Genomic DNA, 14,988 nt, shown 5'->3' with positions numbered 1-14,988 from the left:
CTCATCCCCCATGAACTATTAATTTTTTTTCATGAATGGCTAGATTATTCTTTATGTAATCAATATCCTTAGAATACCGGCCGCGCAATAAATCTTTCTCAACATAGCTTAACAGGTCTGGCTTCCCATAATCAATTGAAGGAAACTCTCTCAACAAAAACTTACCAACTTTTTTAAATTTCTCTTCCTCAACACCTCTCAGTGAGCTAAGTAACTCGTACCCGACACTGCTAAATGAATGATTCATTTTGCTGTCTGCAATATTTAAATCAAAGCTTTTGACTCCAAACTCTCTCTCAACCAACTCAAACATTATACTATTATTTCTCTTAAAATCTTCATAGAAAAAAACATGCACCTCGTTGACAAAGTGCAGGCCAAGCATCTGCTTTAGAAGAGAAACCCAGGAGAACTCTTTAAAGTCGATATCTCCACAGTAACTCTCAAATGAAAAAAACTGACCAACCCATTTTAATTTTTGTAGAAAACAGCTCTCTAACCATTCGCCATAGTCTCTCAGGCAGATCCACAAGTCTATAGACTCCCACTCTAGAAGCTCTTGCGCCTTCTCCAAGTTGGCAATAGAGTTTGGATAAACCTTACCAGACGAGAAATCATAATACTTGCCTAATAAATCCTCGTCAGACAAAATAACCGACTCACAGTTTTCATCAATTAACTCATCTAAACTAAAACCATTTCTCCCAAGATAAACATAAGGCCTTGTGAGTTTTTTATGTATATCAGTAATAGAGGGGCAGCACACACCTTTTTCTAAAAGCATTTCCTTATTTCTTTGCAACACAGATTGAAACGATGTGGTGCCTGTTTTGTGCAGCCCTACATGTAGAACTTTTTTCCCTTTATTAACCATAACAGCCACCCTAAGTATAATGAATTACATTACAATGCATAAACCGACTCTGACTTTAACGAATATCTGGTTGGAGTAATCGCGGTCATGGGCAGTGCCCCTTCGGCGGCCTGGTACTGCTCCAGCAGCTGGTGCATTTCGCTGCTACGCGGATCATCGGCGCCGTAGCCGTCGAAGCCAGCCATCACGAGTCGTGAAGCCTGGCCGCTGGTGGCCACCGCCAGGGCATAGCCCACTACCAGGGAGGTGGGTAGGCTGCAGTGCACGGCACCAAAAACGAAGGTGTCAGGCACCACGGTGAGTCCGAAGTCGAGCACATCCTTGTCGGCCAGCGATTGGCGAACATCCCCTGGCAACATGGAGTAGGGGGTAATCAGCGGCTGAGGCAGTCGGGTATGAGTGTCGCAGTCCGCCAGCAGGCGAACCGGATGACAGGCCACGCGTAGATCTATCAGCTCGGCGTCGATGGCAGTCTGGGTATTGAGGGCCAGCACAAGAGGTTGGTGGGTGCGAATATAGCGCTCTAGGGCCACGCAATGCTTGGCCACGCCTGGCCCGGTGCCCAGCAGCAGCACATCACGTCCGGCAAATCGCTCCTTGGGTGCCCATTGCCCCGTGGCTTCGGCGCCAAAGAAGTGACGCGCCGCACCCAAGGTATTGAGGCTGAACTTCTTACCGCCCTCCACCCGCAGGTGCTCAATCACTGCCAGCACATCTTCCTCGCTGTAGCGGGAGTCACTGAGCATCTCCTGAATATAGGTGGGGTGAATGCCGTATTTGCCTGCCAGATAGTAGTAAGGATTGGTGCCCCAGCCGTAATGGGCCTGCATGGGCTTGAAGTGCTCACGCAGGAGCGCCATCAGCGGCACCATGTTGAGCGTCTTGCCACGGCGCTCGGCGATCTCGATGGCCAGTTCCTCGGTGCGGGCATTGCCCGGCCCGCGGCCCATGCCGGTGACGGTGGAATCTACCCAGGTCACGCCCTCATCCAGCGCCCTAATGGTGTTGGAGAGTGCCAGACCCAGGTTGTCATGGGTATGGATGCCCATGGGCCCCGTCCACTCGCTGCGGAACCACTGAATGATCTGTGCGGCCTGATCCGGGCTCATGCTGCCCATGCTGTCGGCGAAGTAGAGTGCATCCATCGGGTAGGCCTTAGCCAGACGAGCAAGCGCCTTCACTTCCTCTTCGGTGCGATCCGCCACCTGCATCAGGTTGAAGCCGACCTGATAGCCACGCTTCTTCAGCCAGGTGACCGCCGGCAGCGCCTTCTCGAACTCATGCACATGGCAGGCGATACGCACCAATTCCACAGGTGAGTCAGATGCTGCATTGGGGAACAGCCGCTCCAGCGCCTCCTGCTGGGGCACCTCGCCCACCAGCTCGTTGCCGTTGACCATCACACCAATCGTCAGCCCGGCCGGAACGGTCAGGCTGCGGATAAACTCATCGGTGGTAAAGGCGCAGGGGCCCTGGAAGCCCTGGTTCTTTAACGTGCGGAAGCCCAGCTCCACTACATCCACCCTGGCGGCCTGCATTGCAGCTAAGTACTGGTGGATAAGTTCAGGAGAAAAGTCCCATATATTATAGTATCCACCATCGCGAAGAGTGCAATCAAGGAAACAACAATTATCCATAAAACCCCACCGAATAGTTTTTTAAAAGCTCATTGAAAAGAAAAAGTTCACTTTCGATGTCGCAGTGATTCTTTTCTCTTCTCTTCATTATATTTTCAAGTTTCACTCCATCATTATAAAAATGCTCAGGTCCTTCATCACGAAAACCTCTCTCCATACCAAATATATTTAAAGAATTTAAAAATGGCAATATAAAGCACAAGTGCGTCACTAACGCAAACCCTGTTCTTGGAGGCTTTTGATACTCTGCTCTTTCACTAATTTTTTCGTTTAATAAAAAATCAATAAGACCGTAAGAGGCCCTGTGGAATGAGTATTCCAATATAATGCCATTTTTATAACTTGAAAAAAACTCCTCGTTTTTCGCTATTGAAATAATTTTTTCATTTCCAGCTAGCGAGTTAAAAAACTTATAGTGGCTAGCTCCAGCCCGGAAACCTACGAATCGCAAATGAGTTTTACAACCGACACTATTTTCATATCCAGAAACTGATGCATTATTGAACCTTATGACAATATCGTGCGAGTCTATTAATTCGCCGTATTTTTTACCTAAGAGGTTTGGAGAGCTCCCAACCACCGCAACATTTTTATTATATAGCTCCGAACTAAGCCACTCGCAGAAGCATTCAAGTTCATATATCTTCACAACCCTACCTCCATCTTTCAAGCCCGTCGCTCGAGTTCAAAAATTCAAATTCCCGTTGCTTGAAATTCTTAATCAACTCATGACATTTAGTCGCCAGATTAAAATCAGATCACTCCTAGGTGAATGCGACAACTATCGAACTTATCCAGAAATACCTTTATAAATTAACGGCTAAATTCAGTGGTTCGAGTTTAACTCATTGAACCAACGAATGGATTCAGACTCACACATAGAGCAGAAACTTAATCAAAATTCCTTTCATTAAAAATTCTCGGCATTTCCCTATGCCAAGATACATTCTTTTTAACAACTGACGCAGGAAAACCAGCAATGATATTATTTTTCTCATAGAATGGCTTTGTTACTACAGAAAAACTAGCAACAATGCAGTCATCCGGAATGCTTGCTCCCTTTAACAATTTAGCATCTTCACCAACCCAAACATGATTTCCGATAACAATGTCTTGAGGAGTGTTCGTTGCTCTACCCGATTCAAGATCTATCACAGAATGGCCATCAGATGTACGAATTTTTATACCCCAAGAGAAAAGACAATCCTCACCGATCAAAAGAGACTCTTCTCCGTCATTCATTTGTACCTCTAAGCCGCCGCAGCCAAACTCTTCTTTAATTTCGCAATACTGGTTGTTTTGACGATGGGAAACTAACTTTAAGTTTTTTATTTTTTTCCTGCTTCTTCTCAAGAAAAAAACTTTTCCGTTACCTTTAAAATTAACTCGAAGGCCTTGAACAAGCTTGCACTCCTCAATAATTATAGTATTGTTTTCGCCGTCAATATATATTTCACTATTCTTAAATAATGTACCCTCAGAAATATTAATTTTATTATTACCAATATCTGAGATCGTCAAACCGTCAATCTTTTTATGGCTCATTTTACTTTATACTCTTTCCTATACATTTCTACTTTATCTTTTTTAAAATTTCCTTCAAAACATCCATTAAACCTTTCTTTAAAATTAACATCATCTATAAGATTTGACCCGCCTGAATCTTTATTATAATCAACCTCCAAAAGGACACTCTCAGGACAATAGACAAACCTTCCATCAAGTCTCGCTAACAGTGTAATTTCATTATCAGCTTTATGTGCCTTATAACTTTCGTGCACAATATTATTCCCATAAAATTTTGATACCCAATCCCTTTCTACCAAACCAAATGAGGCTATTCGCCCGTGCCATTTACCATCATTGAACGCAAGCAGGCCACTTTTTTTCTCGTATATTTTATCGTATGCAATTTTTAGCCACTCCCTTCCAGGATAGGCATCTTGAGCAACAAAGCAGATATATCTAGATATAGTTTTCTTGGCAACTGCATTCAAGGTTTTAATAAAACCTTGCCGAAGTGAATCATATGCAATTATTACGGTACAGTCTATTCCTGCGCGCTTAATCAAAATCTCTGCAGTTTTTTTCCCTAACTCTAAATCAATACATGGCATGACCACAGTTATCTTGGAGCTCCCCTTATACATAAAGCTATCCAGATCATTCACATCAACAACTTGTAATGATGTATAAAAATCACCTTCCTCACAAGAAAGCAACCTACTATAAGGTTTAATCATTTTTGCAATTACCAACTCCTCCCAAAAGGCATTGGCTTTTTTGCATTCCCTAAATACAGCAAGACTTGCCATATCGCTTTCTTGAGTGGCAATCAACTTCAGTACCTGGCAGTTAATCTTAGGCAGAAATTTGTATTCTAGTAGAGGCAAAGAAGATTGGTATAACAGCACAGTTTTAGCACGAACAAACTCACCATAAACATGACAAACTCTACCTCTTTTAAACAGCTCACTTCTAATAGAGTCATGAACTTTTCTCCTCGGATCCCCATCAAATGACGGCAAATGACAGACACCCCATTTTAACCCTTCTTTTTCGGACCTGTAGATAAAGTCTATGGCTTGGTGTGCTGAGTCAGCATCACGGAGATCAGATATAAACAGGCAGTCTACGGCAAAGATACTTTTATCTGAGTACAACATAGCTTCCGGAACTGGATGCTGAGGTTTGTTTTTTTTGTAATTAAAATCTTCCCAAGTAGAGTTACTATGGAAAAATTCGTATGACTCTAAATATTCTTTGCGAACGCCATAGGGAAACCCAAAATAACCTGAAATATTATTATTCGTGAGTGAACCATCTTCAAATCTTCCCAATGATGTAACAGCTGGCAACTCTTCTACTCTCCCCTCAAAAACTTTTTTAAGTCGTTTATAAAATTCACCATCAGCTGCAAACCTTACCTCATCCCAACAACCCAGCGCACTGACAACCTCCTCTCTTTTAAACATTAAAGATGATATATTTAAGTGCCTATATTTTAAGCCGTTCCGCCTAGAAAAGGTTAAATCATTCTTAGCTCTAAGCCAACAGGCCACATTGGCAACAGCCTGAGGGGAACTTATTAACTTTTCAGCTTGATATTGAATTTTTTGCGGATGATTCCAGTCATCTGCATCGGCTACTGTTAAAAAGTGACCACAAGCTTTGCTTAAAGCAAAATTTCGATTTTTATAGGTTCCTTGATTTTTTTCATTTTTGTAGAGCTTTATTCTATTATCAAATTTCGCCAACTCCTCAATTACACTTATTGTTCCATCCTCGCTATTATCATCAACACAAATAATCTCCAAATTCCGCCAAGTTTGTCCCATCAAAGAAACAAGGCACGTGACAACCTCACTTTCAACGTTGAAGCAGGATACAATTATCGTCACCTTACAGGGAGAATCAATATAGTCAAATCTATGTAATGGTTTTGCTGGATAAATGGAATCAAAAAGATGTTTATTATGGCTTTTACTAAGCCGTAAAGCGCTGAGTCCATAACAGTGTAAAACATCATTCATTACTTTAACAGAAAAAGCACCTTCTTCCTTTGCATTTGCTTTCTGAATGAGAAAATCCTCATTGTAATTGCTATCAAACGTTTCTTTTAATACGAACGCAGGATCAACTTCTCTTTTGATAAAAACAAGAGCATGGAGTAATTTCTCGTCTTTTGTGACAGACAATGCCTTATCAACCGTTTCTAAAACTTTTTTTTGGTCAACTCTTGGGTTGATCAAATATAATTGCAGCAACGTCAGATAGGCACAAGCTAACTTGAAGCTATCTTTTAAATCAGCTAAATGAAGCTCTAATTCTTCAGTCGCAACTTCTAAAAAACCCAAATCCCTACCTTTTAAAAACCAAGCTTTATACTTGAAAGGCAAGCTAAAAGGCTCAACATTTTCAGTACAATACCTAAAAGGCCTCTCTGCTCTGCTACTATCAAAGTGGATGTTCGTCTTGGCCGCTACTATTCCATCAGCTTTTGTTTTATTATTATTGTGGGAAAAAATAAAATACAAAGGATTGTCTATACTTCGGATATCGCACTCTTCATCAAAAACTGAATACCTTAAACCGGAGCTATCTAACGCATAGTTTACTGAAAGCTGATCTCTTCTGCTCCCTAACCTTAACTCCCTCCACCAGGCTTCATTGAAGTTTATAACACCAGGATCGGTTGTTTTCCTAAGAATCACATTTGTTTCGAAAAAAACAGAACTTTGACTATAGTTTTTTTCTTGATATCGTCTCAGCTGATCATTCATCAAACCAAAATCATCTTTCTTTAATTCTTGGCATTTGTATATTTCTTGGTATACAGAATCCCTATCAGGATGTTTCCTAAATACAGCACGCTCTTGGTTGTGAATATGTCTAATAACCTCTTCATGGATTCCTTTTCGCAAAAAGACATTACCATCAACCCAGAGGACATAGTCATATTCTGGCAAAAGAAAGTGGGGGTTAAGTTTGACAAATCTCGCAACCCTAACAGGATCTTCGTCTTCAAAAGGTATAGACCGGGTTTCATATACAGTTTCAGATTGGACACTCCCATCAGTAAATAATATATAATCCCATTCAAAAACAACTTCTTCCGGCTCAATAAGTGGGTCGTACCCACCTGTGATTGCAGTAAATACTGCTACCCTTGCCTGCCTTGTGGGCTTGAACTCTTGATATCTTTGAATTAATACTGAATCCTTCCTTGGCCCATCCTCTTCACTAGCAACATAGCCAGTTCCTTCACCCTCTTCAAAACTGCACCTCCTAATATTATACTCAAGTATTTTTTCCAGCTCTGGATTTTCTTCTATTGCTTTAGAGTATAGCAAAAACGCCTCATTATAACTCCCGACTCTAAATGCTTGATTTGCCTTTGTTAAAAAACTCATCACAGATTGCTCTTTATTAATCATGCCCAAGAATAATCGCTTATAAAAACTGCTGATCTTTTTATCTCGCCAGAATTTATAATTCTGTCATGATTTGGCTGATCATTATATTGATGGATAATTGCCAAGATGTTCTCTGAATTCCAACGCTCACGATCTAAAACCGGCTCAGCGAAGCCAATATCATCTGACAATGCCTGCAGTGTGTTTCGTTCATAGCAGTACTCGGGCGCCATCATAGTTGCGATATAAAAGCCCGCTCCCTGGCCATGATCGCGATAGATCACGTGTACATTGTCTTGCCGGTCGATCAATACACAGGGCCGGCTGATCGGGATCTGCAGCGTTCCTCCGCCCTGAAGGTTGAACGGCTGCGAGGCTTGGGCCAGATACTGGTGTCGCCATTCGATGCCGTCATGCCAGAGATGCTGGAAGGTCGGTATGCCCGTGCTCGGGTGATTGCTGTAGAAGACGATATGCGGGCGCTGCTGGCTGTCCAGTGCCATGCTGCACTGGTTCATCAGATTGCTGCCGGGTGAGACGGGCCAGACGGTCTCGGCATTGGCGGGGGTGATGGGCAACTGATAAGGCTGGTGGTTGGATGTCCACCAGTTCAGGCCATTATCGTAGGACTTGGCGTATCCCACGTTGATGTTGTTGACGCGCTTTTCCTCGCCCAGGGTATGGGTGCGCCAGACGAAGCTCAAGTGCAGGCTGCCGTCTTCCCCTACCACGGGGTTGTTCCAGTAGGCGTTGGCCGTCCACGGCTTCTGCTCCGAGCCACTCAGGATCGGCTTGGGGTGGTCCTGCCACTGCTTACGGGCTTCATCATAGGTCTTGATGAAAGCCGTGCCGTTGTTGTGGGTGCCGTGGCGGTACAGCAAGGTCAGCGGAAAGTCCTGCCGGGGCAGGATGAAGGTCGGATAGGTCACCCGTTCCTCGTTCTGCCCGGTCATGGGCAGCTCGTCCGTCCACTCCCGAACGTCGTGCGGCTGCAGGCTGCGGCGATATTTCAGTTGGGTGCCATGATGGTCATAGCTGATGTGCAGGTGGCCTTCTCGATCCATGCCCAGGCTGATGCTGTTGTGGGCATCCTTCAGGTTGTATTCCCCGGCCAGGTCGTGCACCTGCAGGCTGTCATCCTGCAGGTGGCGCCGCACCAGGCGCAGGGTGTTTTCGTCCACGTAGAAGGCCGTGTACTGGTACTCCCCCACCGTCATGATGCCGTGATGACGGAAGATCACCGTATTGATGGTATTGCCCGCCCAGGCTTCGCCCAGGTCCAGCGTCTTGTGCAACTGGAATCGCGGCACCCTCGCCCGCTCCAGCGGCATCACCGGTGCCGCGATCATGGGCCGGTTATCCCGTAGCGGCAGCGGTGCCTGGTCAACCCCCAGCTGTTCCTGCTGCAGCCCAGTTCTGGCCCGCCCCAACAGAGCGGAATCGCTGCCGGGCATGCCGGTGGCGATAGCACCCTCGAAGTGTCGCTGGGCACGCTCAGTCTGGCCGGCCAGCACGCTCACACGCCCAAGGCTGTTATGCACGCCCGAGATCATCACCTGGCGAATGAGCCTCGCTTTCTGCCCCCAGGCCTCGGATTGGCGTAAATGATCGCGAGCCTGCGCCATATTACCGACCTGCATGAAACCCGCCGCCGCCAGCAGGGCCAGCATGGCGCGATCCGGGTGATGCTCCAGCGGCTGTTGCGCCAGTTGGGTGAGGGCCTGCCAATCACCGAACTGCCACTGAGTGCGCGCTCGCTCCAGCAGGTACGGATCATGGGGGATTAGGACCACTTCACCTTGTGCCCGCTGATGGCTGCTGCCAACGCTGGGCGATTGCACACTTTTCTGGCGCTTCAGCTTGCGTTTGGCGCGGGTCTGTTTCTTGCCTTTCTTTCCCATGGTTTCGTTCCGGTTCGGGGAATTACAGGCTGCTCTCGCGCAGCACCCAGTCCTTGATCAGATCGAGCTGGGCTTCAGTCTTGACCATCTCTTCCTGAATCACGTGCTGACGCTGCACAAGCTGTTGATTTTCAGTCTTTAGCCGACTAACTTCCTGGCGGGCATCGCTTAGTTGCGTAAACCGCTCTTCCGCCAGTGCCTTGAGCTTGGTGCATTCCGCCTGGGCGGCCTCCCGGGCCTTGGCCTGCTCTTCACGCTGCTGCTTGAGCGAGTCGCGCTCTTCCTTGAGCTTGTCGCTTTCCGTCTGGGTGGCTTCCCGGACCTTGGCCTGCTCATCACGCTGCTGCTTGAGCCGGTCGCGCTCTTCCTTGAGCTTGGCATGCTCGGCCTGAGCGGCTTCCCGGGCCTTGGCCTGCTCTTCACACCGCTGCTTGAGCCGGTCGCGCTCTTCCTTCAGCTTGGAGCTTTCCGCCTCGGCGGCTTCACTGGCCTTGGCCAGTTCGTCACGCTGCTGCTTGAGCCGGTCGCGCTCTTCCTTGAGCTTGGCGCTTTCCGCCTGGGCGGCTTCCCTGACCCTGGCCTGCTCGTCGCGCTGCTGTTTGAGGGTTTCTTGCTCGGTTGCCAGGGCTTCATGCTCTTTAACCAGCTGTGTGGCCTTGCGCTGCTCGCTCTCGAGGCGCTGCTGGGTTTGCTGCTGCGCCAGCCTGGCATCTTCCAGCTGTTGGAAAAGTGGGTTGCGCTGGAAGTGCAACAGCGGCAGCTCGGGATCATCGGCCTGCTGCCCCTGCAGTTGCATGCCGGCCCGCTGCTCGCACCAGTCGATCAGCTGCGCTTGCTCTGCCATGACCTCGTACAGCGGCTGGGCGGCGCTGCGAATGTCAAGCTGCACCAGTTGTGCCAGCGCGCCGGCTTTGTGCAGAGCCTGCAGCAGCGATAGCGCCTGTTCGGGCTGTTCAAGGATGAGGCGCCTGGGCAAGCCGTCACCGACCTTGAGCTCATCGACAAGAAGCTGCACAGGTTCCGCGTCGCGGCTTTCGGTGCCCTCAAACTGCAAGCCCGGGTAGAGTTCCTTCAGGCCGGTAGCGGGGCTCTGGCTGTCGAATTCCGACAGGCTGTAGCGATGCCAGGTAATGCTCTCGCCATTGGGAGTGAGCAGGGCGGTGCGGACTTCTGCCCTGGGCAGCCGGTCCACCAGGCCCAAAGTTTGATGGCTCGGCTCATCGGGCGTGATCAGCAACAGCGATTCTGGTGCCTCGGCCAGCAACAGGGCAAGGCTTTCACTACGCAGGGGGCCCAGATGGAGTGTGTGAGGCATTACGAAGACTCCTCATCACGCTGCTTCGGCATTACCTGGCGCTGCTCAGATTCCCCCCAACGGATATAGTGCAGCAAGGGATTTTTACCGGCATTGGCGATGTCAGGATGGGCCTTGATGTAGTGCAGCGTGTCGAACTCGGCACTCGGGTTGCGGCCTTCCAGCATGCCGAACTTTAGGTAATGGGTCGCGGGCTCAATGCCGCTTTCGGCTACGTCGGGGTAGGTGCGGGCGTACCAGTCGGCATCGAAGCTCGAGCTGCTGGCCAGCAGGGCCTTGTGTTCCTTGAGCAAGCTGCGGCGCTTCTTGTAGAAAGCACAGTTGGCGTGGGTGGCAAAGGCCCGCAACCATTGCAATAGCAGCTCCTGCTGCTGCTGAGCCCGTTGCTGGTAGTTGTAGCGGCTTTTCTGATCCCGGTGGTTCAGGATATGCCGTTCCAGCTCTTCCTGAACGTAATGGAGCTGTTCCAACAGCAGGGTGTTCTCTTCCTCACTCTCTTTTAGCTGAGAGATTAACCCGTCGCGCTCCTCCTGAAGGGCCTGGAGTTGCTCAGACTGTGCTTGCTCGTCTTTCCGCTGCTGTTGGAGCGCATCACGTTCTTCCTTGAGCTTGGCATGGAGTTTGGCATGCTCCGCCTCAGCGACTTCTCTGGCCTTGGCCTGCTCGACTTCCCGCTGCTGCAGTTCCTGACGATGACGTTGCAGTATGGCACTCAAACCAGAGCCTGCTGCCAGGCACTGCGTGGCATTGTGGGTCGAAGCGGCCAGGTAGCGTAGCACGTCGGCCAGTTCTGCTTCTTGAGCCAGGGACTGGCGGGCCAGCAGGGAGTAGAACGGTTCGATCTCGTCATTCGGCGAATGCGTTGGCAAAGGTACTCGGTCAGTTGCCTCACCTTCGGACGTTTTCGCAGCGACAGGCCAGCTAAGCAGTCTGAGCTGGCGGCGGCGCTGGCGAAACAGGCTGAGCAGCGCCTCAGCCTGCTGCTTCCAATGCTGACACACGGCTTCCAGTTCTTCGCCCCGTTGCAGTCGTTTGGCGATGGCCAGAGCTGGCTGCGGATACACAAGAGTGCAGTGAGTGGAGGGGTGCTCAAGCAACCACTGTTCCAGAGACCCATAGGCCTCTATCTCTTCTCCATGTGGCAGCAGGGTCACCAGGTTGGCGGAGTCGCCTCGCTCAATGGCACTCTTTGCGTCGGTGAGGCTCGCAACCCGGCCCCATTCGGCCAGCCATGATTCACTGCCGGGGTGCAGATCCTGTATGCCGCCGAGGTAGATGACCCATGCCATTGATGCACTCTCTATCTGTTTAGTGTGAATGAATAGGAGGATAAAGTCCTCGCCCGACATGTCGGGCTCCTACAAGGGGACCGAATCAGCTCTTTGCAACTCGCAACAGATACTGACCGTAGCCGGTCTTCTTCAGCGCGTTGCCACAGACCTTGAGATGCTCGGTGCTGACCCAGCCCTGCTGCCAGGCGATCTCTTCCAGGCAGGCGACCTTCAGGCCTTGACGATGTTCGATGGTCTGTACGTACTGTGCGGCTTCCAACAGGCTGTCGTGGGTGCCGGTATCAAGCCAAGCGAAACCACGACCCAGGCGTTCCACGCGCAGGTCACCGCGCTCCATGTAGGCGTTGTTGACGCTGGTGATCTCCAGCTCGCCGCGTTCACTGGGCTCAACCTGCTTGGCGATCTCCACCACATCGTTGTCGTAGAAATACAGACCAGTCACCGCATAGGGCGATTTCGGCACTTCGGGCTTCTCCTCGATGGAGACCGCCTTACCCTGCTCGTCGAATTCCACCACGCCGAAGCGCTCGGGGTCCTTCACCAGGTAGCCGAACACCGTGGCGCCACTTTCCTGGTCGGCGGCACGCTTGAGCTGCTCGCTAAAGTGCTGACCATGGAAAATGTTGTCACCCAACACAAGACACACGGATGAATCGCCGATGAATTCTTCACCGATAATGAACGCCTGCGCCAGACCATCCGGAGTGGGCTGCACCGCATATTCGAAGCGCACGCCGAAATCCTTGCCGCTGCCCAACAGGGCCTCGTACTGAGGCAGGTCCTCCGGGGTGGAAATGATCAGTATCTCGCGAATACCAGCCAGCATCAGTACCGAGATGGGGTAGTAGATCATCGGCTTGTCGTAGATGGGCAGCAGCTGCTTGGAAACGCCGCGTGTTATCGGGTGCAGACGGGTCCCTGATCCACCCGCAAGAATGATGCCCTTACGATTCATAGTGTTTTCCCAGCAACATCGTGATGATTTGTAATCACACCTATCATGTGATCGTGCCCGTAAAGGAGAGTTTGGTTAGTATCCTGACCAACAAATTTCTGTCTAATTTTGTTAGCGGCTTTCCAAATCAATGAGTTCCGCTAATGTGAGTGCTAATTGATCTTGCCATCTCGGCATTGTTACTTTCAGCTCGTGTTCCAACCGGTTCAGCACTAGGCGAGAGTTGAGCGGCCGTTGGGCCGGTGTGGGGTATTGCGATGTCGGAATGCCCTCAACTCGTTCAGGCGTGACCGCGAGTCGTTGCGCCTGTGCCGCCGCAAGCCGGAATATCTCACAAGCAAAGCCTTGCCAGCTGGTTTCACCGGCAGGGGCCAGATGATAGATCCCTGACGGGGTGTGCGAGGTGAAAAGCGCGCGACCCAGGGCCAGCTCCGTGACCTGTGCAATCAAGCGCGCCGGGGTCGGCACACCGATCTGGTCGTTGACTACTTTCAAGCTGTCCCGCTCGCGCCCGAGGCGCAGCATGGTCTTCATGAAGTTGTTGCCGCGCGCGCTGTAAACCCAACTGGTGCGAAAGATAAGATGCAGGCAGCCACTGGCTGCTATCGCCAGATCACCTTCCAGCTTGGTCTGGCCGTAGATGCTGAGTGGGCCGGTTTTGTCATCCTCCCGCAAGGGCATCGAGCCGGTACCGGGGTACACATAATCGCTGGAGTAATGCACCAGCCAGCACTGTTGCTTGGCCGCGTATGCCGCAAGCTGTTCGGGGAGCTCCGCATTCAGCCGCCGCGCCAGCTCGGGCTCGCTCTCGGCTTTATCGACCGCTGTATACGCAGCGGCATTGACGATAAGCTCGGGCCGGTGTTGCTCAAGCCAGTGGCTGACGGCTTTCTCGTTGGACAGGTCGAGTTCCTGTCGACGGGGCGCCAGCACCGTGCCGAGTAAGCAGAGCTGGCGTTGTAATTCGAAGCCGACCTGACCATTACCCCCGGTGAGAAGTATCTTCATGACCCCGTACCCAGCCGCTGCCCCTGGTAGCTGCCATCCTGAACGCGCTTCCACCAGCTTTCATTGGCCAGGTACCACTCGACCGTCTTGCGCAAGCCAGTTTCGAAGGTCTCCTGAGGCACCCACCCCAGCTCACGCTCGATCTTGCCGGCATCGATCGCATAGCGATGGTCATGGCCGGGGCGATCCGTGACGAAAGTAATCAAGCTGGAAGCTGGAAGCTGGAAGCTGGAAGAATCAGGACGCAACTCGTCGACCAGGGTACAGATCGCTTCGACCACTTCCAGGTTGGTTTTCTCATTATGTCCGCCGATGTTGTAGGTCTCGCCCACATTACCTTCACAGGCCACCTTGATCAGCGCGCGGGCATGATCCTCCACGTACAGCCAGTCGCGGATTTGCTGGCCATCGCCGTAGACCGGCAGGGGTTTGCCCGCCAGGGCGTTGAGAATCATCAGCGGGATGAGCTTCTCCGGAAAGTGATACGGCCCGTAGTTGTTCGAGCAGTTGGTGATCAGCGTGGGCAAGCCGAAGGTACGCTGCCAAGCACGCACCAGGTGATCGGAGCTCGCCTTGCTGGCGGAGTAAGGCGAACTTGGCGCGTAGGGCGTGGTTTCGGTGAACAGGTCATCCGTGCCTTCCAGATCCCCGTACACTTCATCCGTGCTGATGTGGTGGAAGCGAAACGCCTCGGCTTTGGCCGGGTCGCTCTCCTGCAGAGCTTTCCAATAGCGGCGCGCCGCTTCCAGCAGGACGGAGGTGCCCACCACATTGGTTTGAATGAACTCGGCGGGGCCATCGATGGAGCGGTCCACGTGGCTCTCGGCCGCCAGGTGCATCACCACATCGGGCCGGACCTCATCGAACAGGCGCTGCATCGCTGGCGCATCGCAGATATCGGCCTGAACGAAACGATAGCGCGGGTCATCGGCGACACTGGAAAGGGACTCCAGGTTGCCGGCATAGGTGAGCTTGTCGACGTTCACCACCCGGTGCTTGCCCTGCTGGATCAGCTCGCGCACCACGGCTGAGCCGATGAAACCAGCACCACCTGTGATCAGGAAAGTCTTGCTCATGCAAAGGTCCTTTT

The 14,988-nt window shown here is 50.6% G+C and carries 11 protein-coding genes; all 11 read right to left on the bottom strand.

Going from position 1 to position 14,988, the window contains the following annotated elements:
- Nucleotide 1 precedes the first annotated feature (1 nt).
- The 11 genes from C6V82_RS01885 to rfbB all read right to left on the bottom strand — a co-directional run bounded on the left by C6V82_RS01885 (nucleotide 2) and on the right by rfbB (nucleotide 14,974).
- Nucleotides 2-874: a hypothetical protein gene (locus C6V82_RS01885; protein ID WP_146009686.1), complete on the bottom strand. Its 873-nt coding sequence runs from the start codon at nucleotides 872-874 to the stop codon at nucleotides 2-4.
- Between the two features lie 29 nt (nucleotides 875-903).
- Nucleotides 904-2,412, bottom strand: coding sequence for an aldolase catalytic domain-containing protein (locus C6V82_RS01880; RefSeq protein WP_373297569.1), 1,509 nt, complete (start codon nucleotides 2,410-2,412; stop codon nucleotides 904-906).
- A 91-nt stretch (nucleotides 2,413-2,503) separates the two neighbouring features.
- Nucleotides 2,504-3,181, bottom strand: a complete 678-nt coding sequence (locus C6V82_RS01875) for a glycosyltransferase family 29 protein (protein WP_180978330.1) — start codon at nucleotides 3,179-3,181, stop codon at nucleotides 2,504-2,506.
- A 221-nt stretch (nucleotides 3,182-3,402) separates the two neighbouring features.
- The gene (locus C6V82_RS01870) at nucleotides 3,403-4,056 is read right to left on the bottom strand and encodes an acyltransferase (RefSeq protein WP_102589192.1); all 654 of its coding nucleotides are present in this window, start codon (nucleotides 4,054-4,056) and stop codon (nucleotides 3,403-3,405) included.
- The gene (locus tag C6V82_RS01865; protein WP_180978329.1) at nucleotides 4,053-7,424 is read right to left on the bottom strand and encodes a glycosyltransferase family 2 protein; all 3,372 of its coding nucleotides are present in this window, start codon (nucleotides 7,422-7,424) and stop codon (nucleotides 4,053-4,055) included. The genes C6V82_RS01870 and C6V82_RS01865 overlap by 4 nt, the downstream gene beginning before the upstream one ends.
- Before the next feature lie 20 nt (nucleotides 7,425-7,444).
- Nucleotides 7,445-9,097 carry a BNR repeat-containing protein gene (locus tag C6V82_RS01860; RefSeq protein WP_180978328.1) on the bottom strand — a complete coding sequence of 551 codons (1,653 nt, stop codon included), beginning with the start codon at nucleotides 9,095-9,097 and terminating at the stop codon, nucleotides 7,445-7,447.
- Between the two features lie 253 nt (nucleotides 9,098-9,350).
- Nucleotides 9,351-10,643, bottom strand: coding sequence for a coiled-coil domain-containing protein (locus tag C6V82_RS01855; protein WP_102589189.1), 1,293 nt, complete (start codon nucleotides 10,641-10,643; stop codon nucleotides 9,351-9,353).
- Nucleotides 10,643-11,992: a coiled-coil domain-containing protein gene (locus C6V82_RS01850; RefSeq protein ID WP_102589188.1), complete on the bottom strand. Its 1,350-nt coding sequence runs from the start codon at nucleotides 11,990-11,992 to the stop codon at nucleotides 10,643-10,645. Before C6V82_RS01850 ends, C6V82_RS01855 begins: the two co-directional genes overlap by 1 nt.
- A 25-nt stretch (nucleotides 11,993-12,017) precedes the next feature.
- Nucleotides 12,018-12,890 carry a glucose-1-phosphate thymidylyltransferase RfbA gene (rfbA, locus tag C6V82_RS01845; RefSeq protein ID WP_102589187.1) on the bottom strand — a complete coding sequence of 291 codons (873 nt, stop codon included), beginning with the start codon at nucleotides 12,888-12,890 and terminating at the stop codon, nucleotides 12,018-12,020.
- A 111-nt stretch (nucleotides 12,891-13,001) separates the two neighbouring features.
- Nucleotides 13,002-13,898 carry a dTDP-4-dehydrorhamnose reductase gene (gene rfbD / locus C6V82_RS01840; RefSeq protein WP_102589186.1) on the bottom strand — a complete coding sequence of 299 codons (897 nt, stop codon included), beginning with the start codon at nucleotides 13,896-13,898 and terminating at the stop codon, nucleotides 13,002-13,004.
- The gene (gene rfbB / locus C6V82_RS01835) at nucleotides 13,895-14,974 is read right to left on the bottom strand and encodes a dTDP-glucose 4,6-dehydratase (protein WP_102589697.1); all 1,080 of its coding nucleotides are present in this window, start codon (nucleotides 14,972-14,974) and stop codon (nucleotides 13,895-13,897) included. The genes rfbD and rfbB overlap by 4 nt, the downstream gene beginning before the upstream one ends.
- Between the last annotated feature and the right edge of the window lie 14 nt (nucleotides 14,975-14,988).

This window comes from Halomonas urumqiensis, from assembly GCF_003028575.1.
GTDB lineage: Bacteria > Pseudomonadota > Gammaproteobacteria > Pseudomonadales > Halomonadaceae > Halomonas > Halomonas urumqiensis.
This window is presented reverse-complemented; position numbering and strand designations above follow the sequence as displayed.

Coding starts and splice junctions, on each gene's coding strand:
- C6V82_RS01885 (WP_146009686.1), bottom strand. CDS start 874: ATGGTTAATAAAGGGAAAAAAGTTCTACATGTAGGGCTGCACAAAACA.
- C6V82_RS01880 (WP_373297569.1), bottom strand. CDS start 2,412: ATGCAGGCCGCCAGGGTGGATGTAGTGGAGCTGGGCTTCCGCACGTTA.
- C6V82_RS01870 (WP_102589192.1), bottom strand. CDS start 4,056: ATGAGCCATAAAAAGATTGACGGTTTGACGATCTCAGATATTGGTAAT.
- C6V82_RS01865 (WP_180978329.1), bottom strand. CDS start 7,424: ATGAGTTTTTTAACAAAGGCAAATCAAGCATTTAGAGTCGGGAGTTAT.
- C6V82_RS01860 (WP_180978328.1), bottom strand. CDS start 9,097: ATGCTGGCCCTGCTGGCGGCGGCGGGTTTCATGCAGGTCGGTAATATG.
- C6V82_RS01855 (WP_102589189.1), bottom strand. CDS start 10,643: ATGCCTCACACACTCCATCTGGGCCCCCTGCGTAGTGAAAGCCTTGCC.
- C6V82_RS01850 (WP_102589188.1), bottom strand. CDS start 11,992: ATGTCGGGCGAGGACTTTATCCTCCTATTCATTCACACTAAACAGATA.
- rfbA (WP_102589187.1), bottom strand. CDS start 12,890: ATGAATCGTAAGGGCATCATTCTTGCGGGTGGATCAGGGACCCGTCTG.
- rfbD (WP_102589186.1), bottom strand. CDS start 13,898: ATGAAGATACTTCTCACCGGGGGTAATGGTCAGGTCGGCTTCGAATTA.
- rfbB (WP_102589697.1), bottom strand. CDS start 14,974: ATGAGCAAGACTTTCCTGATCACAGGTGGTGCTGGTTTCATCGGCTCA.